The sequence below is a fragment of the Bradyrhizobium sp. genome (assembly GCF_027451485.1).
Lineage (GTDB): Bacteria > Pseudomonadota > Alphaproteobacteria > Rhizobiales > Xanthobacteraceae > Bradyrhizobium.
On the sequence record NZ_DAIDJE010000103.1, the window covers coordinates 1 to 21,851 of the forward strand.

18 protein-coding genes and 1 pseudogene are annotated in these 21,851 nt (G+C 60.7%); 10 read left to right on the plus strand and 9 right to left on the minus strand.

The window, feature by feature from the left end:
- On the minus strand, positions 1-1,107 hold a 1,107-nt coding region (locus NEZ08_RS13755), incomplete at its 3' end, for a malic enzyme-like NAD(P)-binding protein (protein ID WP_298107578.1).
- 61 nt (positions 1,108-1,168) lie between these two features.
- Positions 1,169-2,959 carry an aspartate--tRNA ligase gene (gene aspS, locus NEZ08_RS13760; protein WP_298107580.1) on the minus strand — a complete coding sequence of 597 codons (1,791 nt, stop codon included), beginning with the start codon at positions 2,957-2,959 and terminating at the stop codon, positions 1,169-1,171.
- A 193-nt stretch (positions 2,960-3,152) separates the two neighbouring features.
- On the opposite strand from aspS, the gene NEZ08_RS13765 reads away from it, so the two are divergent.
- The 3 genes from NEZ08_RS13765 to NEZ08_RS13775 all read left to right on the plus strand — a co-directional run bounded on the left by NEZ08_RS13765 (position 3,153) and on the right by NEZ08_RS13775 (position 7,147).
- Entirely contained in the window at positions 3,153-4,631 is a 1,479-nt protein-coding gene (locus NEZ08_RS13765) for a YdiU family protein (RefSeq protein WP_298107621.1), read from the plus strand.
- Positions 4,632-5,021: 390 nt separating this feature from the next.
- Positions 5,022-6,170, plus strand: a complete 1,149-nt coding sequence (rnd, locus tag NEZ08_RS13770; RefSeq protein ID WP_298107582.1) for a ribonuclease D — start codon at positions 5,022-5,024, stop codon at positions 6,168-6,170.
- A gap of 773 nt (positions 6,171-6,943) precedes the next feature.
- On the plus strand, positions 6,944-7,147 hold the full coding sequence (locus tag NEZ08_RS13775) for a cold-shock protein (RefSeq protein ID WP_072825325.1): 204 nt from the start codon (positions 6,944-6,946) through the stop codon (positions 7,145-7,147).
- A 67-nt stretch (positions 7,148-7,214) separates the two neighbouring features.
- Here NEZ08_RS13775 and purN read toward each other — a convergent pair whose 3' ends face one another.
- Positions 7,215-7,904: a phosphoribosylglycinamide formyltransferase gene (gene purN, locus NEZ08_RS13780; protein WP_298107587.1), complete on the minus strand. Its 690-nt coding sequence runs from the start codon at positions 7,902-7,904 to the stop codon at positions 7,215-7,217.
- On the minus strand, positions 7,898-8,971 hold the full coding sequence (purM, locus tag NEZ08_RS13785; protein WP_298107589.1) for a phosphoribosylformylglycinamidine cyclo-ligase: 1,074 nt from the start codon (positions 8,969-8,971) through the stop codon (positions 7,898-7,900). The genes purN and purM overlap by 7 nt, the downstream gene beginning before the upstream one ends.
- 149 nt (positions 8,972-9,120) lie before the next feature.
- Here purM and NEZ08_RS13790 point away from each other — a divergent pair, with 149 nt between their 5' ends.
- From NEZ08_RS13790 to ppx, 4 genes are all read left to right on the plus strand, one after another.
- A complete protein-coding gene (locus NEZ08_RS13790) occupies positions 9,121-9,663 on the plus strand; it encodes a CDP-alcohol phosphatidyltransferase family protein (protein ID WP_298107591.1) in 543 nt (180 codons plus the stop codon).
- 215 nt (positions 9,664-9,878) lie between these two features.
- Entirely contained in the window at positions 9,879-10,553 is a 675-nt protein-coding gene (locus tag NEZ08_RS13795) for a DnaA/Hda family protein (protein WP_298107593.1), read from the plus strand.
- A 124-nt stretch (positions 10,554-10,677) separates the two neighbouring features.
- Positions 10,678-12,876, plus strand: a complete 2,199-nt coding sequence (locus tag NEZ08_RS13800) for an RNA degradosome polyphosphate kinase (RefSeq protein WP_298107595.1) — start codon at positions 10,678-10,680, stop codon at positions 12,874-12,876.
- 12 nt (positions 12,877-12,888) lie between these two features.
- Positions 12,889-14,391: an exopolyphosphatase gene (ppx, locus tag NEZ08_RS13805; RefSeq protein ID WP_298107598.1), complete on the plus strand. Its 1,503-nt coding sequence runs from the start codon at positions 12,889-12,891 to the stop codon at positions 14,389-14,391.
- A gap of 103 nt (positions 14,392-14,494) precedes the next feature.
- Here the strand turns inward: ppx and NEZ08_RS13810 are convergent, their stop codons facing one another.
- Both NEZ08_RS13810 and ndk read right to left on the minus strand, forming a co-directional pair.
- Positions 14,495-15,304, minus strand: coding sequence for a TerC family protein (locus tag NEZ08_RS13810; RefSeq protein ID WP_298107601.1), 810 nt, complete (start codon positions 15,302-15,304; stop codon positions 14,495-14,497).
- Positions 15,305-15,482: 178 nt separating this feature from the next.
- Complete coding sequence (gene ndk / locus NEZ08_RS13815) at positions 15,483-15,905, minus strand: nucleoside-diphosphate kinase (protein WP_298107604.1); 423 nt, start codon at positions 15,903-15,905, stop codon at positions 15,483-15,485.
- 337 nt (positions 15,906-16,242) lie between these two features.
- Here ndk and NEZ08_RS13820 point away from each other — a divergent pair, with 337 nt between their 5' ends.
- Together NEZ08_RS13820 and NEZ08_RS13825 are read left to right on the plus strand one after the other, a co-directional pair.
- On the plus strand, positions 16,243-16,644 hold the full coding sequence (locus tag NEZ08_RS13820; RefSeq protein ID WP_298107606.1) for a hypothetical protein: 402 nt from the start codon (positions 16,243-16,245) through the stop codon (positions 16,642-16,644).
- Positions 16,645-16,738: 94 nt separating this feature from the next.
- Positions 16,739-18,619 (plus strand): ABC-F family ATP-binding cassette domain-containing protein, encoded by a 1,881-nt coding sequence (locus tag NEZ08_RS13825; protein ID WP_298107609.1) that lies wholly within the window; start codon positions 16,739-16,741, stop codon positions 18,617-18,619.
- Between the two features lie 9 nt (positions 18,620-18,628).
- Here the strand turns inward: NEZ08_RS13825 and NEZ08_RS13830 are convergent, their stop codons facing one another.
- The 3 genes from NEZ08_RS13830 to NEZ08_RS13840 all read right to left on the minus strand — a co-directional run bounded on the left by NEZ08_RS13830 (position 18,629) and on the right by NEZ08_RS13840 (position 21,275).
- Positions 18,629-19,204 (minus strand): hypothetical protein, encoded by a 576-nt coding sequence (locus NEZ08_RS13830; protein ID WP_298107613.1) that lies wholly within the window; start codon positions 19,202-19,204, stop codon positions 18,629-18,631.
- A gap of 119 nt (positions 19,205-19,323) precedes the next feature.
- On the minus strand, positions 19,324-19,776 hold the full coding sequence (locus tag NEZ08_RS13835) for a DNA polymerase III subunit chi (RefSeq protein ID WP_298107615.1): 453 nt from the start codon (positions 19,774-19,776) through the stop codon (positions 19,324-19,326).
- Positions 19,773-21,275, minus strand: a complete 1,503-nt coding sequence (locus tag NEZ08_RS13840) for a leucyl aminopeptidase (RefSeq protein ID WP_298107618.1) — start codon at positions 21,273-21,275, stop codon at positions 19,773-19,775. The genes NEZ08_RS13835 and NEZ08_RS13840 overlap by 4 nt, the downstream gene beginning before the upstream one ends.
- A 458-nt stretch (positions 21,276-21,733) precedes the next feature.
- Between NEZ08_RS13840 and NEZ08_RS13845 the strand changes: the two are divergent.
- Positions 21,734-21,851 (plus strand): annotated as a pseudogene (locus NEZ08_RS13845) (LPS export ABC transporter permease LptF); the annotation flags it as partial.

Below are 21,851 nucleotides of genomic sequence, written 5' to 3' on the forward strand. Positions count from 1 at the left end.
GCCGGTATCAAAGCCCGGCGCATCGACCGGCGGATCGCGCGCCAGCTGCGCGATGGCATCCACTGCCGCTTTCTTCATTTCCTCGTTGATAGCGGTGGCGCCCACATCGAGCGCACCGCGGAAGATGAACGGGAAGCACAGCACATTGTTGACCTGGTTGGGGAAGTCGGACCGGCCCGTGCATATCATGGCGTCAGGGCGGGCCTTTCGCGCCTCCTCCGGCATAATTTCCGGATTTGGATTGGCGAGCGCCATCACCAGCGGCTGGTCGCCCATCTGCTTGACCATCTCGGGCTTCAACACGTTGGGCGCCGAAAGGCCGAGGAAGATATCGGCGCCAGGAATGGCGTCGGCAAGCGTCCGCTTGTCGGTCTTCTGCGCGTAAACCGACTTCCAGCGATCCATCAGCTTGGCGCGCCCTTCGTAGACCAAGCCCTCGATGTCGCAAACCCAGATGTTTTCGCGCTTGGCGCCCATCGACACCAGAAGATTGAGACAGGCGAGCGCCGCAGCGCCCGCGCCTGAGCAAACGATCTTGACGTCAGACAGCTTCTTTCCGTTCAGGAACAGCGCATTGGTGATGGCTGCGCCGACGATGATGGCCGTGCCGTGCTGATCATCATGGAATACCGGGATTTTCATCCGGGCCTTGAGCTGAGCCTCGATCTCGAAACAATCCGGTCCCCTGATGTCCTCGAGGTTGATGCCGCCGAAGGTCGGCTCGAGCGCAGCGACAGTTTCGACCACGCGCTCGATGGTGTCGGCGGCGATCTCGATATCGAACACATCGATGCCGGCGAATTTCTTGAACAGGACAGCCTTGCCTTCCATCACCGGCTTGGACGCCAACGGTCCGATGTTGCCCAGACCGAGCACGGCCGTACCGTTGCTGACCACCGCAACCAGGTTGGCGCGCGAGGTAAGAGAGGCCGCTTCCGTCGGGTTGTTGGCAATTTCCGTGCAGGCGGAGGCGACGCCGGGAGAATAGGCCAAGGCGAGGTCGCGCTGGTTCGCGAGAGGCTTCGTGGCCTGGATCTCGAGCTTGCCGGGCCGCGGCAGCCGATGATAGGCGAGCGCGGCAGCGTGAAGGTCGTCGGAATAGGACATTCGCTTCCCCCCGGGTTTGCTATCGTCCCGGAAACAATCGATCACATTGGTATTTTGAGCTTCAGCTTTGCGGAAGATTTAGCCGGATGTGAAGTTCGCGCAACTGTTTCGGCGTGACCTCCGAAGGAGCCCCCATCATCAGATCTTCCGCCCGCTGGTTCATCGGGAAGAGCACGACTTCGCGCAAGTTCTCCTCGCCGCATAACAGCATGACGATGCGGTCTATGCCGGGCGCGATACCCCCGTGCGGCGGAGCGCCGAGCGAGAGCGCGTGCAGCATTCCGCCGAATTTCGCTTCCAGCACGTCCTCCGGGTAGCCTGCAATCGCAAACGCCTTCTTCATCACATCGGGGCGATGGTTGCGGATTGCTCCCGACGACAGCTCGGTACCGTTGCAGACAATGTCGTACTGAATGGCCTTCAGGCTCAGCAGCTTTTCGTGATCGTTCGGATCGAGCTTCAGGAACTCTTCAGGCTCGATGTTCGGCATCGAGAACGGGTTGTGCGAGAAGTCGATCTTCTTCTCTTCCTCGTTCCATTCGAACATCGGGAAGTCGACGATCCAGCAGAACTTGAACTGGCCTTTTTCGATCAGGTTCAACTCTTCGCCAAGCTTGGTGCGGGCCGCCCCTGCGAACTTCCAGAATTTGTCGGGATCACCAGCGACGAAGAACGCCGCATCGCCCTCCTTCAGTCCGAGTTGTGCGCCGATCGCTTCCGTCCGCTCAGGCCCGATGTTGTTCGCGAGCGGACCGGCGCCCTCGCCGCCCTCGCGCCAGAAGATGTAGCCCAGCCCTGGCTGGCCTTCGCCTTGCGCCCAGGAGTTCATCCGGTCGCAGAAGGCGCGCGAGCCGCCGCCCTTGGCCGGAATCGCCCACACCTGGTTCTTCGGATCTTCCAGCATTCGCGCGAACACCTTGAAACCGGAGCCGCGGAAATGGTCCGAGACGACCTGCATCTCGATCGGATTACGCAAGTCCGGCTTGTCGGTGCCGTATTTGCTCACCGCCGTTGCATAGGGAATCATCGGAAACTTCTGCGTGACCGGCTTGCCCTCCGCAAACTCCTCAAACACCCCGCGCATCACGGGCTCGACCGCGTTGAACACGTCTTCCTGCGTGACAAAGCTCATCTCGATATCGAGCTGGTAAAATTCGCCCGGCGAGCGGTCGGCGCGCGCGTCTTCGTCGCGGAAGCACGGCGCGATCTGGAAATAGCGGTCGAAGCCAGCCACCATGGTCAGCTGCTTGAACTGCTGCGGCGCCTGCGGCAGCGCATAGAACTTGCCAGGATGCAGCCGCGAGGGCACCAGGAAGTCGCGCGCGCCCTCCGGTGAGGAGGCCGTGAGGATCGGGGTCTGAAACTCGAAGAACCCCTGCTCTTTCATGCGCTTGCGGATGGAATCGATGATCTGGCCGCGCTTGATGATGTTTTGATGCAGCTTCTCGCGGCGAAGATCGAGGAAACGGTACTTGAGCCTTATGTCTTCAGGGTATTCCTGTTCCCCGAACACCGGCATTGGCAGCTCTGCCGCTGGGCCTAGCACCTCGATGTCGGTGGCATAGACCTCGACCAGGCCGGTCGCCAGTTCGAGATTGTCGGTGCCTTCGGGGCGCCGCCGCACCTTGCCGTCGATCCGAACCACCCATTCCGAGCGCAGCTTCTCGGCCACCTTGAACGCGGGCGAGTCCGGGTCGACGACGCATTGCGTCAGGCCGTAATGGTCGCGCAGGTCGATGAACAGGACCCCGCCATGGTCGCGAATGCGATGGCACCAACCGGATAAACGCACGTTTTGACCGATATCGCTCTCCCGGAGCGCGCCGCAGGTATGGGACCGGTAACGATGCATCGAGTTTCCATCAATCAAGTGTCGGAGGATCGAATCGAGCGGCCTGAAAAGCCTTCCCGAAGAGGCTGTGGGTTTAGCCGAGGCTTTCGGAGGCGGCAACCGCCGCCCCAACAATTTGGAACAGCAGCCTCCCCGCCCGGAACACGGTCAGCGAGCCGATTGTCTAATCCCCGCATATGCCTATCTTCCTAATATGACCGTACACTTCCCCTTCCAGAACACCTATGCCGCGCTGCCGGAGGGCTTTTTTGCCCGCGTTGCGCCGACGCCCGTGGCCGCACCCCGGCTGGTCAAGCTAAACCGACCGCTGGCAGCCCGGCTTGGGCTCGATCCGGATATGCTCGAGAGCCCTGAAGGGGTGGAAATCCTCGCCGGCAAGCGTGTTCCGAACGGTGCCGACCCCATCGCCATGGCCTATGCCGGACACCAGTTCGGCTATTTCGTGCCGCAGCTCGGCGACGGCCGCGCGATCCTGCTTGGCGAAGTCGTCGATCTCGACGGCGTCCGGCGCGACATCCAGCTCAAAGGCTCGGGTCCCACTCCCTTTTCTCGCCAAGGTGATGGTCGGGCCGCGCTTGGCCCTGTCTTGCGCGAATATATCGTGAGCGAGGCCATGGCGGCGCTGGGGATTCCGACCACGCGATCGCTTGCCGCGACGATCACCGGCGAAAGCGTCATGCGCGAGACGGCGCTGCCGGGCGCTGTACTGACCCGCGTGGCCTCCAGCCATATCCGCGTTGGCACGTTCCAGTACTTTGCGTCCCGCGGCGACACGGAGGGCATCAAGCGTCTTGCCGATCATGTGATCTCCCGACACTACCCGCATTTGGCTGACGCTGAGCACCCCTATCACGCTTTACTGGAGGGCGTGATCGCTCGACAGGCCGACTTGGTCGCGCGCTGGCTCCTCGTTGGCTTCATCCACGGTGTCATGAATACCGACAACACGTCGGTTTCGGGCGAAACGATTGACTACGGCCCATGTGCCTTCCTCGATCACTACGATCCCGCCGCGGTATTCTCCTCAATCGATGAGCAGGGCCGCTACGCCTATGCCAACCAACCGCGTATTGCATTGTGGAATCTGACCCGGCTCGCCGAATGCCTGCTGTCGTTGTTTTCGGATGATAAGGACCAGGCGGTCGACCAGGCTCAAGCCATCCTGGGCGACTTTCCAGGGAAGTTCACGGACGCCTATCAGTCGGGGCTACGGCAAAAACTAGGCTTGTTCTCCAGGCGGGACGGGGATGAGGCGCTGGCGCAAGACTTTCTGGATGCCATGGCCAAGGCGAAGGCCGACTTCACTCTCACGTTTCGCCGCTTGAGCGATGCCGCCGAAGATGCCAGCCGGGATAACAACGTCCGTCAGCTCTTTGCAGATCCCCTCACCTACGATGAATGGGCGGCACGCTGGCGACAGCGGATGGGAGATGAGGCACAAACGCCAGCCGAACGCGCATCCGCGATGCGGGCCGTCAATCCGGCTTACATTCCCCGCAACCACCGTATCGAGGCGGTGATTCAGGCCGCCGTCGGCCGCGACGACTTTGCGCCGTTTGAAGAGCTGCTTACGGTTCTTTCGAAGCCCTATGAAGAGCAACCGCCGTTTGCCGACTACGCCGCCCCTCCGGAACCGGATCAGCGTGTGCTGCGGACATTCTGCGGCACATGAATCGTTAACCTTTCGCCGAACATTGGTTGGATGACGCAGCGCCAACCGCCGAAAATTAAGGAGCGTTCAATCGCTTCCCAGCAAACCTGCCGGATTGCTAGGGGGATCTTTGAGTGGACGCACTGGTATTCGAATTCATGGGATTGGCGATGCTTGGCCTCTGCGTGATCGTACTTGCCGTGCCCGCCAGCCGGAAGCCATCAGACCGCCACGCCGGCGATATCTGATCGGCTCGCCCCGGAGAACGCGAGAACGGCTCCTGCGTATCGGCAGCCGTTTGCCTTGAATCATGCCGACAGCATAGAATTCAGGTCTCGATTTCGCCGCAAGGCCCTTGACATATCAGCGCTTTCGGCCGAACGCCCTTCGGGAAAGCGTGATGGACCGTTTATGGATCTGATTACTACGACTGCGGAACTCTCTGACCTATGTGATCGGCTCGCCAAGCACCGGGTCATCACGGTCGATACCGAATTCCTTCGCGAGACCACCTATTATCCGCTGCTCTGCGTCGTGCAGATGGCGAGCGCCGACGAAGCTGCGGTAATCGATGCGCTCGCCGAGGGCATTGATCTCAAGCCCTTCTTCGAACTGATGTCCAACGAGGAGGTGCTGAAGGTCTTTCACGCCGCCCGGCAGGATATCGAGATCGTCTGGCACCGGGCCGGCATTATTCCACACCCCATCTTCGACACCCAGGTCGCTGCCATGGCGCTCGGCTATGGCGATTCGATCGCGTACGACCAGCTGGTCGAGCGCGTCACCGGTCATCGCCCCGACAAGACCCATCGTTTCACCGATTGGTCGCGGCGCCCGCTGACGGCAGAGCAGATGCACTACGCTCGGGCCGACGTCACCCATCTGCGTGACGTGTTCGCCGCGCTCGATGCCGATCTCAAGAAGCGAGGCCGCAGCGAGTGGGTCAGCGAGGAAATGGAGGTTCTCACGAGCCCCCGAACCTATGACTTCCACCCCGAGCGCGCCTGGGAGCGTCTGAAAACGCGGGTGCGCAAGCCGAAGGAACTGGCCGTGCTGATCGAGGTTGCGGCGTGGCGCGAGCAGGAAGCGCAAAGCCGTGACGTGCCGCGCGGACGCATCCTGAAGGACGACGCTGTCGGCGATATCGCGACTCACGCGCCGACCAGTCTTGAAAAGCTCGCCAGTCTCCGCTCGCTGCCGAAAGGTTTTGATCGGTCGAAATGGGGCGCTGACATTGTTGCCGCGGTGCAGCGCGGCTTGGCGCGCGATCTTTCGAAGCTGCCGAAAATCGAAAAGCCGCGCGGCAATTCAAATGGCGCAGCGATCGTCGAACTGCTCAAGGTCTTGCTGCGCATGACCTCGGAACGCCACGCCGTTGCAAGCAAGGTGATCGCAACGGTTGATGATCTCGAACAGATTGCGGCGGATGACAACGCCGACGTCGGAGCTTTGCACGGCTGGCGGCGCGAATTGTTCGGCGAGGCAGCGCTGGCGCTCAAGCAGGGGCGGCTCGCGCTCGCGATCGAGAGAGGGCGAGTTGTAAAAGTGGATCGGAACTAAGCTGCACGTGCAGCTTGGTTTCGAGACTCGTCATTTTCACCGATCTGCCGGAGGGCGCACGGCGGACATCGTCAAGAAATTGGGCAGCGCCGAAACACGCGCTCCAAGGTTCCGAGGCCCCCCGCCTCTTTGTTTGCCGCGGAAGGTGAGGCCGAAGCCATCGCTGGCCTGACCGCCCAGCCACGCCAGTAAATTGCCAAGGCGGCTGCCGCTGCGCCAGCTGAAAGATCGGACAGAGGGGGTCCAGGCGATCGGAGAGAGGCTCGGTATGTCAGCCAATGGGCCACAGAGTTTGCATACGGGTCCGCGTCGCGGAAATCCAAACCCCAGGGACATTACAGGAACAGCCCTTACCTGCCGTGGGTAGGCGCCGTCGATGATCGCCCTGCCCGCCTCGTCCAACATCATTCCCAGAAATCGGCGCGCCCCCCGGCCGGCGCTGATTCGCCTTAAATGGGCTGGATTTTGGCGTGGCTCGGCGACAGCATCAATCGCGTTAACCTAGCTTCAAGGGCCATTGGCACCCGTGTTGTCGCCAAGCCACACCCGCGGACGGACGACGCCTAAAGCTCCTGTTCGGATTTTCCCAAACTGCCCCAAAAGCTTGCTAAGGCGCAAAATTCGTGTTGCAATCTTGATCACAATCGGAATTCGGCCGATCGACTGTGCGTTTCGCGACTAGGAAATTCAGCAGACATCCGGAAGGCCCGCTTGTGGCGCGGCACGCAGATCGCGTGACGCGTCTTCTTTATGTCTAGACCAGGAGACAGGCGATGCAAAAAGGCACCGTCAAGTGGTTCAACCCGACGAAGGGTTATGGGTTCATCAAGCCGATGGTCGGCGATAAGGACGTGTTCGTCCATATCTCGGCGGTCGAGCGCGCTGGGCTCACCACCCTCAACGAGAATCAGGTGATCGAATACGACCTTGTTGAGAATCGCGGAAAGACTTCTGCGGAAAATCTCAAGGTCTCCTAAGCCTCGTCACAATCCGTGTAAGCAATCCTGATGTACCCCCGGCCCTGCCGGGGGATTTTGTTATTTGTTATCTTCCAGTCGGCCGCGGCGAGATCAAGGTGCCGGCGGCATCGGTATCGCCGCTCAGCCGGCAGGTAGCACCATCCAGGCGAAGTTTTCCGCTGGCCAGAAGCCGCAAGGCCCCCGGGTAAATCTGGTGCTCGATCGCGAGAATTCGTGCCGACAGCGTCTCCGGCGTATCGGCGTCACGAACTTCCACCACGCCCTGCATCACAATCGGTCCCGCATCGGTTTCCGGTGTGACGAAGTGGACGGTGGCTCCCGAGACTTTGACACCGGCTTTCAGAGCCTGCGCCTGCGGATCAAGACCCGGGAACGATGGCAGCAGAGAGGGATGGATATTGAGCATCTTGCCATACCAGCGCTGCACGAACTCGGCGGTGAACAGCCGCATGAAGCCGCCAAGGCAAATCAGATCGATCCGGTGCGTGTCGAGCGTCGAATGCAAGACCGCCTCGAACGCGGCGCGATCCTTGCCGAATGGCTTGCTTTCGATCGTAACGGTTTCGACACCTTCCTCGGCCGCCAGAGCAAGTCCGGGCGCGTCGGCACGGTTTGAAATCACCAGCGCGATCTCTGCCGGAAAACTGTCGGCGTCGGCCGCCTTGATCAAGGCGAGCATGTTCGAGCCACGTCCAGAAATCAGAATGGCGACGCGGGGCTTCGCGCCCCCGCCATGCGAGCCGGCTTTTACCATGAGAGGTCGAGGTGGCCGTTATAGACCACCCGATGTTCGCCCTGCACCGGAATGACCTCGCCCAGCACCGCGACGCTCTCGCCGGCGTCCGTGAGAACGCGTGAGACGGCTTCGGCGGCTGCGGATTCGACGACCGCAATCATGCCGACCCCGCAATTGAAGGTGCGCAGAAGTTCAAGCTCGGCAACGTTGCCCTGTTCCGCAAGCCACTTGAAAACCGGCAATACCGGCAAACGGGCCAAATCAATGCCGACGCCGAGATGCTTCGGCAGCACCCGCGGGATGTTGTCGGTGAACCCACCGCCGGTGATATGCGCGAGCGCTTTGACCGCCCCGGTCTCGCGGATAGCCCGCAGGCAGGACTTCACATAAATCTTGGTTGGTGCCAGCAAGGCACCACCCAGCGTCATGACCGGCGAAAACGGCGCGGGCGCATCGAATCCCAAGCGCGAAGCTTCCACGATCCTTCGTACCAGCGAAAAACCGTTGGAGTGCACACCCGACGAAGCCAGCCCCAGCACCGTATCCCCGGCCACGATGTCGGCGCGCGGCAGTAGCGAGCCGCGCTCGGCGGCACCGACGGCAAAGCCGGCCAGATCGTAGTCGCCTGCCTTATAGAGCCCCGGCATTTCGGCGGTTTCACCCCCGACTAGCGCACAGCCGGATTCGCGGCAGCCCTCCGCGACACCGGCCACGATCGAAGCGGTCGCCTCCGGATCAAGCTTGCCGCAGGCAAAATAGTCCAGAAAGAACAGCGGCTCAGCGCCCTGGACCACGAGATCGTTGACGGACATGGCCACAAGATCGATGCCGATGCCGCCATGCAGTCCGGTATCGATCGCAATCTTGACCTTGGTACCGACTCCGTCGGTTGCCGCCACCAGAATCGGGTCCTTGAATCCCGCAGCCTTGAGATCAAACAACCCGCCAAAGCCGCCGATTTCGGCCTGGGTGCCTGAGCGCGCTGTGGCGCGAACCATCGGCTTGATCAAATCGACCAGCCGGTTGCCCGCATCGATATCGACCCCCGAATCCGCGTAAGTGAGCCCGGTTTTGCGCTCGGCCATGACCTATTCCAGTTGATGACGGCTGGGTTACGTCGGATTTGGCTCATGTGCAATGGTAGCGAGCGCCTACTATGTAGACAACGGCCGGCCCGCTCCGCAAAGCTGGGATAACTTCAAGGAATCAGGCCGGTAGCTGGGAAACGACCGAGTTGAGTATTCCAAATATCATTACGCTGGGGCGCATCATCCTGGTGCCCATCATCATCTGGGCCATTGCTTCCAACCAGATGGAAATCGCATTTGCAATCTTTGTCATCGCAGGCATTAGCGACGCCGTCGACGGATTTCTGGCCAAGCGCTTCAATATGGCGAGCGAACTGGGCGCATTGCTCGATCCGCTCGCCGACAAAGCCTTGCTGGTGTCGATCTATGTGGCTCTTGGCATCTGGGGAGCGGTCCCCCGATGGATTGTCATTCTTGTCGTCTCGCGCGATTTCATGATCGTGGCAGCTGTGATTGTGTCATGGCTGTTCGACAAACCCGTCGAAATGAAACCGCTGATGGTTTCCAAGCTCAACACGGCGGCGCAGGTCGCGCTGGCGGCCACGATCCTGGCCTCGCTCGCATTCGGGTTCAAACCGATGCCGTATGATGCCGTGCTGATGGGATTGGTGACGATCTTTACTTTGGCCTCCGTGTCACTCTATCTCGTCGAGTGGGTACGGCATATGGGCACCATCGAGGCACGCTAGATCCTTTTCGGATCGGAGGCATTTTTAATTCGGTTAGCATTTGCCGAGACTGGTACGGCGACTTTGAAGTTCCTATGCTGTCGCCGTGGTCTCGTTATAGGAACTTCAAAGTCAGAGCCGCCCCAACTGATATCAGTCGCTGGAGTTCCTTTGATTCCGAAGTTCGAATCATTGGGGCGGCGATCGTTTTGCGAACTTCGGAATCGGAGCGCCAGGTGCCCAGCCGCGTTCAACCTCGTCAACTCGCATTTGCGTTGTCCCACGCGGAAAGCTTTACGCGCGATGATTTTCTCGAGGGGCCGGCGAACACTGCGGCGCTCGCGCTGATCGATACCTGGCCTGATTGGCCAAACCGCGTAATGCTTCTGCTCGGCCCGGAAGCATCCGGCAAAAGTCACCTCGCCGCGATCTGGGCCGAACAATCCGGCGCGCGCTCGATCTCAGCCCACGCGCTGACGTCATCGGAAGTCCCGGGCGCATTAGCCACGGGCGCACTTGTGATTGAGGATATCAAGGCCGGCGATATAGACGAACGCGCGTTGTTCCATCTGCTGAACCTTGCGCGGGAAGACGGCGCCTTCGTCCTGATGACAGCGCGCGTGGTGCCGGCCAGGGTCGAGTTGCGCGACTTGCGATCGAGGCTGCGAGCGGTACCGGCCGTGCAGTTGATGCCGCCGGACGATCATCTGTTCCGTGCTTTGATCGTCAAATTCAGCGCGGATCGGCAGCTCGCCATCGATGAAGCGATTGTGAGCTATCTCGTCTCCCACATCGAGCGTTCCTATGCCGCCCTGCGGCATGCCGTCGAGTTACTGGACACCGAAGCCCTGCGGCTTGGCAGGCCCGTTACCAGGGCTCTGGCAGCGGAGTTGTTCCGCGGCAACAGCTGACGGAGAGCGCTTCCCATCTTGACGGAACGTGGGACGGGAACATCAATGTCATTGAAACGTCACCGAGAAATCGGATGGTCCCCGCCGCCTTTCCGGGGCTTGAGATGAAATGGATCGAAACTTCATGGATTCCCCCCAAGCCATTGTAATTCCTGAGAAAGATACCCCCACCTCCAGCGCTCCCGCGGCCGGCTCCAGCCCCGAGCGTTTCATCAACCGGGAACTTTCGTGGCTACATTTCAATCGCCGCGTCTTGGAAGAGTCGGTGAACCCGAGCCACCCCGCGCTGGAACGCGTCCGCTTCCTGTCGATTTCTGCCAACAATCTCGACGAATTCTTCATGGTCCGCGTTGCCGGTCTCAAGGCTCAGGTGCGCGAAGGCATCACCGAGCGCAGCCCGGACGGGCTCACCCCCAGCGAGCAGCTGGCGCTGATTAACGAGACGGTTTCCCAGCTTGCCAAAGACCAGCAGGCGATCTGGCGGGACCTGCACAAAATTCTCGCCGACGTCGGCATCGTCCTGGTCGAAGGGCGGGATGTAACCAAGCCCGAGCGCGCCTGGATTGAGGATCACTTTCTCCACAACATCTTCCCTCTGCTGACGCCGCTGGCGATCGACCCGGCGCACCCTTTTCCGTTCATCCCGAGCCTGGGTTTTACGGTTGCGCTGCAACTAGCACGGACTTCAGATGGCAAAGCGATGAATGCGCTCATTCGCATGCCGGGCAAGATTGACCGTTTCATTCGTCTGCCTGCGGGCAAGGATGGCGCGGTGCGGCTGATCACGCTGGAACAGGCGACGGGCCTGTTCATCGCCAGACTGTTTCCCGGTTATACCGTCAAAGGCCAAGGGGCGTTCCGCATCATCCGCGACTCTGAACTTGAAATCGAGGAAGAAGCCGAAGACCTCGTTCGTCTGTTCGAGACCGCGCTCAAACGGCGGCGCCGCGGCTCAGTCATCCATCTGGAAATGGAAGCCAAAATGCCGGAGGAACTGCGGGCCTTCGTGCAGCGCGCGCTTTCGGCATCCGACGACGAGGTGCTGCTGGTCGACGGCGTGCTCGCCATGAACGAACTGTCGCAACTGACCCGGCTCGACCGGCCGGACCTGGAATTCACGCCGTATGTGCCGCGTTATCCCGAGCGCGTGCGCGATCATGGCGGCGATATCTTCGCCGCCATCCGGCAAAAGGACCTCATCGTCCATCATCCGTACGAATCTTTCGACGTCGTCGTCCAGTTCCTGCAACAAGCGGCGCGCGACCCGGACGTCGTCGCTATCAAGCAGACGCTCTATCGCACCTCGAACAACTCGCCGATCGTGCGTGCCCTTGCCGAAGCAGCGGAAGCGGGCAAGTCGGTGACGGCGCTGATCGAACTCAAGGCGCGCTTCGACGAAGAAGCCAACATCCGCTGGGCGCGCGACCTCGAGCGCGCCGGCGTGCAGGTGGTATACGGCTTTATTGAATTGAAGACGCACGCCAAGCTCTCGATGGTTGTCCGCCGCGAAAGCGGCAATCTCACCACCTACGTCCATACCGGCACCGGCAACTATCATCCGGTAACCGCGCGCATCTACACCGATCTGTCTTATTTCACATCCGACCCGATCATCGGCCGCGACGCGGCACGAGTGTTCAACTACATCACCGGCTATGCCGAACCGAGCGACATCGAGAAGATGGCGGTGTCCCCGCTCACCTTGCGCAAGCGGATGCTCGAGCACATTCGCGGCGAGACCAACTTTGCCAAGCACAACAAGCCCGCCGCGATCTGGCTGAAGATGAATTCACTGGTCGATCCCGAGATCATCGATTCGCTTTACGAGGCCTCTCAGGCCGGCGTTTCGATCGAGCTTGTGGTGCGCGGGATCTGCTGCCTGCGCCCGGGCATTCCCGGCCTTTCGGAGAACATTCGCGTCAAATCGGTGATCGGCCGCTTCCTGGAACACGGGCGAATCTACTGCTTCGGGATGGGACAGGGCCTGCCAAGCGCGAAGGCGGCTGTGTATATCTCCTCGGCCGACATGATGCCGCGCAACCTTGATCGCCGCGTCGAAATTCTCTGTCCATTGCAGAATCCAACGGTTCATCAGCAGGTTCTCGAACAAATCATGGTCGCGAACCTGAAGGATACCGAGCAAAGCTGGCAATTGTTGCCCGATGGTTCCTCAACGCGTATGAAGGCCGCCAAGGGCGAGGAACCCTTCAATCTGCACAATTACTTCATGACGAATCCGAGTCTGTCTGGCCGTGGAAAGTCACTCAAGGAATCATCACCGCGTCGTCTCACCCGGCGCGCCGACCGGCAGCCATCGTCATAGGGAGAGCGGGTTGTGAAACGGGCGCGCAAACGCGCCTCGAGCGTCGCAGTCATCGATATTGGTTCAAATTCGGTGCGTCTCGTCGTCTATGAAGCGATGGCGCGCAGCCTCATCACGATCTTCAACGAAAAGGCGCTGTGCGGCCTTGGCCGCGAAGTCCAGTCCACCGGCTTGCTCGCCCCGGATGCCGTGACCAAGGCGTTGACCTCGCTGCGCCGCTTTCGAGCGCTCTGCAGGGTCATGAACGTTAGACGCGTCCATGCGATCGCAACTGCCGCCTGCCGTGATGCCAGCAACGGGCCCGATTTCATTGCCAAAGCCGAGCGCATTTGCGGGACGAAGATCGATATTCTCTCCGGCCCACGCGAGGCGAAACTGTCCGCGCTCGGCGTCATCTCCGGCGTTCACCGGCCCGACGGCATCGTCGGCGATCTTGGCGGCGGCTCGCTGGAATTGATCAGTGTCCACGGCAACCGCGTGCATGGCGGACTCACGCTTCCGCTCGGCAGCCTCGCGTTGCAGGACTTGTCGCACAAATCCCTGAAACGAGCCGAACGCATCGTCAAATCCGAACTGTCCGAGATCGAGCAAATCCGAAGCGGCCGCGGCCGCACGTTCTACGCGGTGGGAGGTACCTGGCGCGCCCTCGCGCGCATCCACATTATTCAGAGCGAGTACCCGCTCGGAGTGATGCACGGCTATTCCATTCCGGCGCAGGATGCGCTCGATTTTGCACGGCGGCTGCGTCGCCTGGTCTCCACGAACATGCTGGCTGATATCGAGGTCATCGCCGACGCCAGACGGCCGCTACTCGCTTACGCCGCTCTCGTGCTCGAATACATCATCCGCGTTGTCCGTCCCAAAACGATCGTGTTTTCGACCTTCGGCGTGCGCGAGGGGCTACTGTACGAGATGCTTCCCGAGACGGAACGCGTCAAGGACGGCTTTCTCTGCGCGGCCCAGAAACTCAATGAACTGCTGTCCCGATCGGCACGCCACGCCGAAGAGCTGATCGAATGGACCGATCGCTTTGTGCGGGTCGCCAAGTTGCACGAGACCGAGGAAGATCGCCGTCTGCGGCACGCTGCGTGCCTTTTGTCGGATATCGGCTGGCGGGTTCATCCCGATCATCGCGGTGAGGAGACGCTCAACCTCATCACCAACGGAAATTTTGGTTCGATCAGCCATCTGGGCCGAGCCTTTGTCGCCCTGTCGGTGTTCTACCGCTATGCCGGATTGAGCGAACAGAACGAGCCGCCGGAAGCCGTACGGCAAATGGTACCTCCTGCGATGCTTGAACGCGCCCGTATGCTTGGCGCGGCGTTCCGCGTCGCCCATCTGATATCGGCAGCGCGACCCGGTGTGCTTCCGGCCACCCACTTTCGCACCCAGGGCCGCAAGCTGATGCTGGTCTTCGAGCACAAGCTCGTCGATCTCGTTGCCGATCGCGTCGGTAGCCGATTCAAGCAGCTCGCGCGGCTCGTTGGCCGCTCCGGATCAATCGTCAGGCGCTAGAATTCCAATTCCGAAGTTCGCAGGCGGTCGCTGACGCGAATTTCGGAACGAGCTGTGACTTTTGGTCTTCCGCGTAGCGACATTGCATCGATCATGCCGATTGCTAAGTGGGCGGCTCGTGTCGTCTCAGCCGCCGGCGGCGCCAAACCGAACCGGCAACCAGCACAGTGATCACACCGATAATCGACGCCAGGTATCCGAGGGCATCCTGCGACGGCACGCCGATCTCTGCCAATTTCGTATCGAGATGAGGGGCGATCGTGCCGTCGAACCATCGATGCACCCAGGGTTGCATCGCCGGATCGCTTTCGATCACTCCGCCAGCAATCCAGCCCAACAGCAGCGCGCCCATCCCCACCAATATAGGAAAACGATCGAGCACGGCCATGATCAGCGCGGCGCCCGCGACAATCATGGGGATGCTGATGGCAAGACCGAGGATGAGAAGCGAGAGCTGACCGTTGGTGGCAGCCGCAACCGCAATCACATTGTCGAAGCTCATGACGATGTCGGCAATGGCTACAATGCGGATGGCCTGCCACAGGGTGGCGCCTGCGGCGACTTCCTCGTCCTCCTCTTCCGGCACCAGCAGCTTCGCCGCGATCGCGAGCAAGGCGAGACCGCCGACCAGTTTCAGATAAGGCAGTGGCATCAGCCTGGCGACAACGCCGGTGAACATGATCAAGAGCACGACGGCAATTCCGGCGCCGATGATCATGCCCCAAAGCCGGTGGCGGCCATGCAGGCCACGACAAGCCATGGCGATGACGAGTGCGTTGTCGCCGGACAACAGAACGTTGATCCAGATGATCTTGCCGACCGCAAGCCAGAATACCGGCGTCTGCACATCCACCCGCAACTGCCCGAAAAAGCCGCTGATGCCGGCATCAACGATCTGCAACGGCGCGTTCACAGCGTGCCCCTTTGAGACGGCGCGCAAACCGCGCCGTCAACTAGTGGTCCGACTTTAGCATCTGCAGCAGGCAGTCTTGCGAATGTTGGAATCAAGCAACCACTAAGTGCGGCTTTTGGACTTGAAGTTCCTATGACGAACTCGCGGCGAGACTGACAGGAACTTCAAATTCGCCGCACTAACCGACAATCTCATTGCCGGAGAAGAATTGGGCGATTTCGATGGCGGCCGTCTCCGGTGCATCAGAGCCGTGCACCGAGTTTTCGCCGATCGACTTCGCATGAACCTTGCGGATCGTACCTTCGGCTGCCTTCGACGGATCGGTCGCGCCCATCACTTCGCGATATTTGAGCACGGCGTTTTCCCCTTCGAGCACCTGAACAACCACCGGCCCCGAGGTCATGAACGCCACCAGTTCGCCAAAGAACGGGCGCGACTTGTGCACGGCGTAGAAGGTTTCCGCCTGCTCGCGCGTCATGCGGATTCGCTTTTGCGCGACGATGCGAAGACCGGCTTTTTCGATCAGCGCGTTAACGGCGCCGGTCAGGTTGCGAGCCGTCGCGTCCGGCTTGATTATGGAAAAGGTGCGTTCGATCGCCATGGTTCATCCTTAAAAAAGCGCTGATGGAAGTTGCGGGCTTATATCGACGCTGCCGGTGTACGGCAAGCGATGCGATGACCCGCTCAAGCGGGCACATGGCGCAGAATTGCGCCGAATTCACCAGATGCCTCGCCTCAAGCGCTGTCCTGCTCACCTTCGCTTGCCCAAGGCGCAGGGGGTTTTTCCAACCCGGCAGGCGCGGCCGCCAAGGCTGATCTGACTCTGGTCGAATAAGCACCAGAGCTCCAAATTTCTGTTTTGACGCATTTTCTCACGCGACCCGATATCCACCCCTCCGATCAAGTCTGGGCGCATGCGTGGCTAGAAAACTCCTCAGGTGCCGCTCGCACGCGGTTCGGGCCTTGGCTGGCGCTCCTCAAGCAGAGGCGGTCCGGAGCTTCGCGTTCCCTTCAACGACCCCAGAAATTTATGGAAAATTAGCCAAGAATCCCCGGAAGCCCTTGCCAAATGGAAACAAATTGCGTTCCGCGGACTTGGTATGCCGTCACTTGACCGAACGGACGGTCAGGGAACGGAAGCAGCCATGAACAGCAGCCAACACACAGGCGGCGAGATCGATTTGCTCGACCATAAATCCAGCCTGGCGATCTGCGATGCTGTCGGCGAGCGCCTTCAGCAACTTCTGCCTGCGGAATCAACCGGTCCATCATCTCATCTGCAGCATCTCGTCGCCGAGCTGCGAAGTCGCGATCAGGCAGGCGGTCGGGATTCGCACTAGGCGACGTACGGCCGCTACCGTCGTTTGTATCCTTCGAACTTAGCGAAGCCAATATACCGGTTGCGTTTTGCCGCCGCTGCGGTGAAAAGCCCGCATGCTCACGATGTCAGACATTTCGGTCCGGATTGCCGGACGGATTCTGATCGACCACAGCTCGGTGCAGATCACGCCGGGCGCACGCGTGGGCTTCGTTGGCCGAAACGGAGTCGGCAAATCGACCTTGTTTCAGGCCATCCGCGGCGATTTGCCGACTGAAACCGGCACCATCACGATCCCTCCCCGCTGGAGTATCGGAAGCCTCGCACAGGAGGCGCCGAGCGGTCCGGAAAGACTGATCGAGGTCGTCCTGAAGGCCGATCGTGAACGCGAGGCGCTGACGCGCGAAGCGCAAGTGGCCAGTGATCCCATTCGCATCGCGGAAATCCAGACCCGGCTTTCGGACATCGAGGCGCATTCGGCGCCCGCCCGAGCGGCTGCCATCCTCAGTGGCCTCGGCTTTTCGTTTGAAGACCAGAACAGGCCTTGCGCCGAATTTTCCGGCGGATGGCGCATGCGCGTTGCACTTGCGGCCACGCTTTTCTCCGCGCCCGACCTGTTGTTGCTCGACGAGCCCACCAATTATCTCGATCTCGAAGGCACGCTTTGGCTCGAAGATCATCTTGCCAATTATCCTCGCACCGTGATCGTCATCAGCCACGACCGCGACCTTCTTGAAACCTCTGTCGATCAGATCCTGCACCTCGACCGCGGCAAGCTCACTCTCTACAAGGGAAGCTATTCCTCCTTTGAGGAGCAGCGTGCTGCACGCGAACTCCTCGATGCCAAACACGCCAGGCGGCAAGCCGAGGAGCGCAAGCGGTTGCAAGCCTTCGTCGATCGTTTCAAGGCCAAGGCCTCCAAGGCCCGGCAAGCGCAATCGCGCGTCAAGATGCTGGAGCGGATGAGGCCGGTGACGGCGCTCGTCACCCAGGAAGCTCTCGAGATCACCTTCCCACAACCGGAAAAGATGCTTTCGCCGCCAATCATAGCCATTGACAACTTGTCCGTAGGCTATGACCCGAAGCTGCCGGTTCTCAGTCGCGTGACACTGCGGGTCGACGCCGACGATCGCATCGCGCTGCTGGGCGCCAACGGCAACGGCAAATCGACGCTGGTCAAGCTGCTCGCCGGCCGCCTTGCGCCATTTTCGGGCAACATTACCCGCGCCGACAAGCTCTCGGTCGGTTACTTCGCCCAGCATCAGGTCGACGAGCTCAATCCCGACGCGTCGCCCTATGACCATGTCCGCAAGCTGATGTCTGACGCGATCGAGAGCAAAGTACGGGGGCGGGTCGGCGCCATCGGCTTCTCCGGCAAAGCAGCCGACACGCTGGTGAAGAATCTTTCGGGGGGTGAAAAAGCACGGCTGCTGCTGGGGCTTGCGACGTTCTTCGGCCCCAACATGATCATTCTGGACGAGCCAACCAACCATCTGGACATCGACAGCCGCGCGGCCCTCGCGGAGGCGATCAATGAGTTTGCGGGCGCGGTCATCATGGTCTCGCACGACCGCTACCTCATCGAAGCCTGTGCCGACCGGCTATGGGTGGTCGCTGATGGAACCGTCACAAGCTTCGATGGCGACCTCGACGATTACCGGCGGACGGTGTTGTCGGCCAGGGGCGCGAAGGTCGCTCCACGTGAGCGTGGAAAAGAACGGAACGCGCGGAGCGAGACGAATTCACCGCGCCCGAAGGAAAAGCGAATCCCGCCCAGGCAGCGGATTGTCGCGGCCGAAGCCGAGATGTCGCGTATCAGCGGCATCATTTCCAAGATCGATGCCGCACTCGCCTTGCCCGATTTGTTTACGCGCGATCCGAAGCAGGCTGCCCAACTCGGCAAGGCGCGCGCAAGCGCTGCCGACGCCCTGACGAAGGCCGAGGAGGAATGGTTAGAGGCAAGTTCGGAACTCGATGAGGCTGCCCGTCAAACCTGACGGATGCAATCAGGACGGCGCCTGTGCAGCTGTCCGTTTCTTCTTTTTCGGCTTGGCAACTTTCGGCTCGACAACGGGCTCCGCGCCGCGCTCGATCGAAGTCAACCGCCCTGCGGTAAAGGTGTATATTCCGGCGCGCGGGCCTTGCGAGAAATTGACTACCGCAACCCGGTCGCCTCGCTCGTTCTTCGAGATATTGACGGAAGTCGGCGCACCGATGCCGCGGACGACGTCACATTCGGTGTGGCCGAGTGCAACCGAGCTGGCGGCCGCGGGAGCAGGAGCGGGCGTACCATCCGACGACGCATTGGCGTTTGCTGGAGCATCTGCGCCCGCCATCCCCGGGCAGGCACCTTCTGGGCTGACGAGATCTTGAGCCGTCACCGGCTTGTCGGGCGTCAGCGGCGGCATTTCGATCGAAACGTTCTTGATTAACGGTCGGCCGCTGCGCGAAAACCAGTCAGCGTCCTTCGACAGCAGATCGGAAGAGAAGATATCGGAAGCCGTGGCCCCACAGCCAGCCAGCATGGGAGCGGCCAGAAGCAGCGCCAGCAATTGTTTCCGATGAACGTACTTGTCTCGCACGACGGACTAAATCTCACCCTCGCCTAGCGATTGTCGGACCATCACTTTGCGGCACGACCGTGGCCTTATACAGGCTTTGGTCGCCAAAACCACAGTTTATCATTCATGATGGGAACAGGTTAATCGCGCCTCTGCCACCGGCCCCTCTCGTCGGCCTGCCAATAGGTTACGTCAAATCCTCGCGCCTTGCAGTCGCTCCAGGAGCGGCGCGCGGCGGCGAGCGCCTCGGCATCATCGCCGTTGAAGAGCAGAACGACCCGATCGTAAAGCTCCGAGTCCGCCGGCAAGAGTGCATTGTCGACCAGAAATCTGATATTGGCGCGGTTCGGGTTGCCATCCTCGACCGCCAGAAGGATCGGCTGCTCCTCGGCGTCAGTTACGCGCCAGGTCGCGTGGGGCAAAAACGAATCCTCGCGATAGGTCCACAGATGTGCGTCCAGCGCTTCGGCGCGTTCTTCGGAGGTCGACTGCACGACAACCCGCCAGCCGCGTTCGATCGACTTTTCGAGCAGCGGCGGTAACACATTCTCCACTGTCATATCTTGCAGGTGGTAGAATAAAACCTCCGTCATCGCTTGCTTTCGTAATGCTCCGCAACAAGTTGATCCAGTAGCCGAACGCCAAACCCCGCCCCCCAGCTCTGGTTAATCTCGGTCTTAGGCGCCCCCATCGCGGTTCCCGCGATGTCGAGGTGAGCCCAAGGGGTCCCGTCGACAAAACGTTGCAGAAACTGGGCCGCCGTGATCGACCCGCCGTGTCGGGTGCCGGTGTTTTTCATGTCGGCGAATTGCGAATCGATCTGCTTGTCGTATTCGGGCCCGAGCGGCATGCGCCAGACACGCTCGCCGGTCGCGAGTCCGGCCTTGATCAGGCGCTCGGCCAGTTCGTCGTTGTTGGAAAACAGGCCGGCATGTTCGGTGCCCAGAGCGACCAAAATGGCGCCGGTGAGCGTGGCGAGGTCGATCATGAATTTCGGCTTGAACTTCTTGGCCACGTACCAGAGCACGTCCGCGAGCACCAGGCGTCCCTCGGCATCGGTATTGATGATTTCGATGGTCTGGCCGGACATCGAAGTCACGATATCGCCCGGACGCTGCGCGTTGCCGTCCGGCATGTTTTCGACGACCCCGATCGCGCCGACCACGTTAACCTTGGCCTTCCGCGCTGCCAATGCCTGCATCAGTCCGACGACGCAGGCCGCGCCACCCATATCGCCCTTCATGTCTTCCATGCTGCCTGCGGGCTTGATCGAAATGCCTCCGGTATCGAAGCAGACGCCTTTGCCGATGAAAGCGAGTGGCTGATCGCCGCGCTTACCGCCATTCCAGCGCATGATCACGGTACGACCGGGTTGCGTAGAGCCCTGAGCCACGCCGAGCAGCGCGCCCATGCCGAGTTTCTTCATGGCAGCGACGTCGAGCACGTCGACTTGCACGCCAAGCTTGCGCAATTGACCGGCACGGCGCGCGAATTCGACCGGAAACAGCACGTTCGGCGGTTCGTTGACGAGATCTCGTGCAGTGATGACGCCGTCAACGACATGTGAGCCCGCTGCGAAGGCCCTGCGAGCGGCCGCAGGATCCCCGACGGCGATCGAAACACTGGCGCGCAATGCCGTCTCCTCGCCCTCCTTCTTTTTGGTCTTGTAACGATCGAACTTGTAGGCCCTTAGCCGGATGCCGGCGGCGACAGCCGCAGCCTGATCCGCATCCATCGAGCCCTTGGGCAGTTCGGCAATAACAGTGACCGCGCTGGTTTTCGCAGTCAGCTTGCCGGCCAACGCGCCGCCAAGCTTGAGAAATTCGTAGTCTTTGAGCTCGGCGGTTTTACCCGCCCCGATCACAACCAGACGTTTGGCCTTGAGACCCTGCGGCGCCAAAATATCGAGAGCCGAGCCGCTTTTCCCCTTGAACTGGCTGGTTTCGGCCGCCCCCATGACGAGACTCAACGTCGGTCCAAGCGCCTTTCGGGTGGCAGGGCCGAATTCCGGCCCTTCCCCGCAGAAGATCACGAGGACCGCGCCGGGAGCGGCAGAAAACGGGACAAAGCCGACCTTCACGGCGTCGGTCATAAACAAATCCTCCAAGAATCAGGGGCTGACGTCGGCGAAATACCACTCTGCCTCGACGCGAAAATTGTTTTCGCGTCCGACATGGACATTCGCTCAAGAACGAATGCGTCACAATATGACCTGCCGATGGTCGCGCTGCCAAGGGTTCGCGTATTGGATTCGCCCCAACCAAAACATGCCCCTTGCTGATTTCGATGCCGATTTGGAGCTTAGGCCCTCGTCTCGCCAGCCCTGGGACGGGGCGGCTCCAATTGATACCGTTGCGGCAAGGTCACTAACCCAAAATATTAACCATATCCTAAGGCCGCCACGGCCCAGCCATTTTGTTGACGGATCAAAGGGATGGTAGTGAGAAAGTGTTGCCAGCCTGAGCAAGGCGGACCGGCCAGAGGGGATCCCATCCGGGACTGGCCGCGGGCCGCTCTAAAGGCGCGCCGAATGGGATCGTGCGGTTAGCGATGGGGTCGATCGACAGGTATATCTTTCGCACGACGCTGGCGTCGTTTGCGGTGGTCCTGGTCAGTCTGACCGGCGTCATCTGGATCACGCAGGCGCTCCGCGGCATCGACTTGATGA

Bases quoted from the DNA above. Each gene is read 5' to 3' on its own strand.
- NEZ08_RS13835 (WP_298107615.1), bottom strand. From the start codon at position 19,776: ATGACGGAGGTTTTATTCTACCACCTGCAAGATATGACAGTGGAGAAT.
- NEZ08_RS13800 (WP_298107595.1), top strand. From the start codon at position 10,678: ATGGATTCCCCCCAAGCCATTGTAATTCCTGAGAAAGATACCCCCACC.
- aspS (WP_298107580.1), bottom strand. From the start codon at position 2,959: ATGCATCGTTACCGGTCCCATACCTGCGGCGCGCTCCGGGAGAGCGAT.
- NEZ08_RS13840 (WP_298107618.1), bottom strand. From the start codon at position 21,275: ATGACCGACGCCGTGAAGGTCGGCTTTGTCCCGTTTTCTGCCGCTCCC.
- purM (WP_298107589.1), bottom strand. From the start codon at position 8,971: ATGGCCGAGCGCAAAACCGGGCTCACTTACGCGGATTCGGGGGTCGAT.
- NEZ08_RS13765 (WP_298107621.1), top strand. From the start codon at position 3,153: ATGACCGTACACTTCCCCTTCCAGAACACCTATGCCGCGCTGCCGGAG.
- NEZ08_RS13825 (WP_298107609.1), top strand. From the start codon at position 16,739: ATGCTCACGATGTCAGACATTTCGGTCCGGATTGCCGGACGGATTCTG.
- ndk (WP_298107604.1), bottom strand. From the start codon at position 15,905: ATGGCGATCGAACGCACCTTTTCCATAATCAAGCCGGACGCGACGGCT.
- purN (WP_298107587.1), bottom strand. From the start codon at position 7,904: ATGGTAAAAGCCGGCTCGCATGGCGGGGGCGCGAAGCCCCGCGTCGCC.
- rnd (WP_298107582.1), top strand. From the start codon at position 5,022: ATGGATCTGATTACTACGACTGCGGAACTCTCTGACCTATGTGATCGG.
- NEZ08_RS13775 (WP_072825325.1), top strand. From the start codon at position 6,944: ATGCAAAAAGGCACCGTCAAGTGGTTCAACCCGACGAAGGGTTATGGG.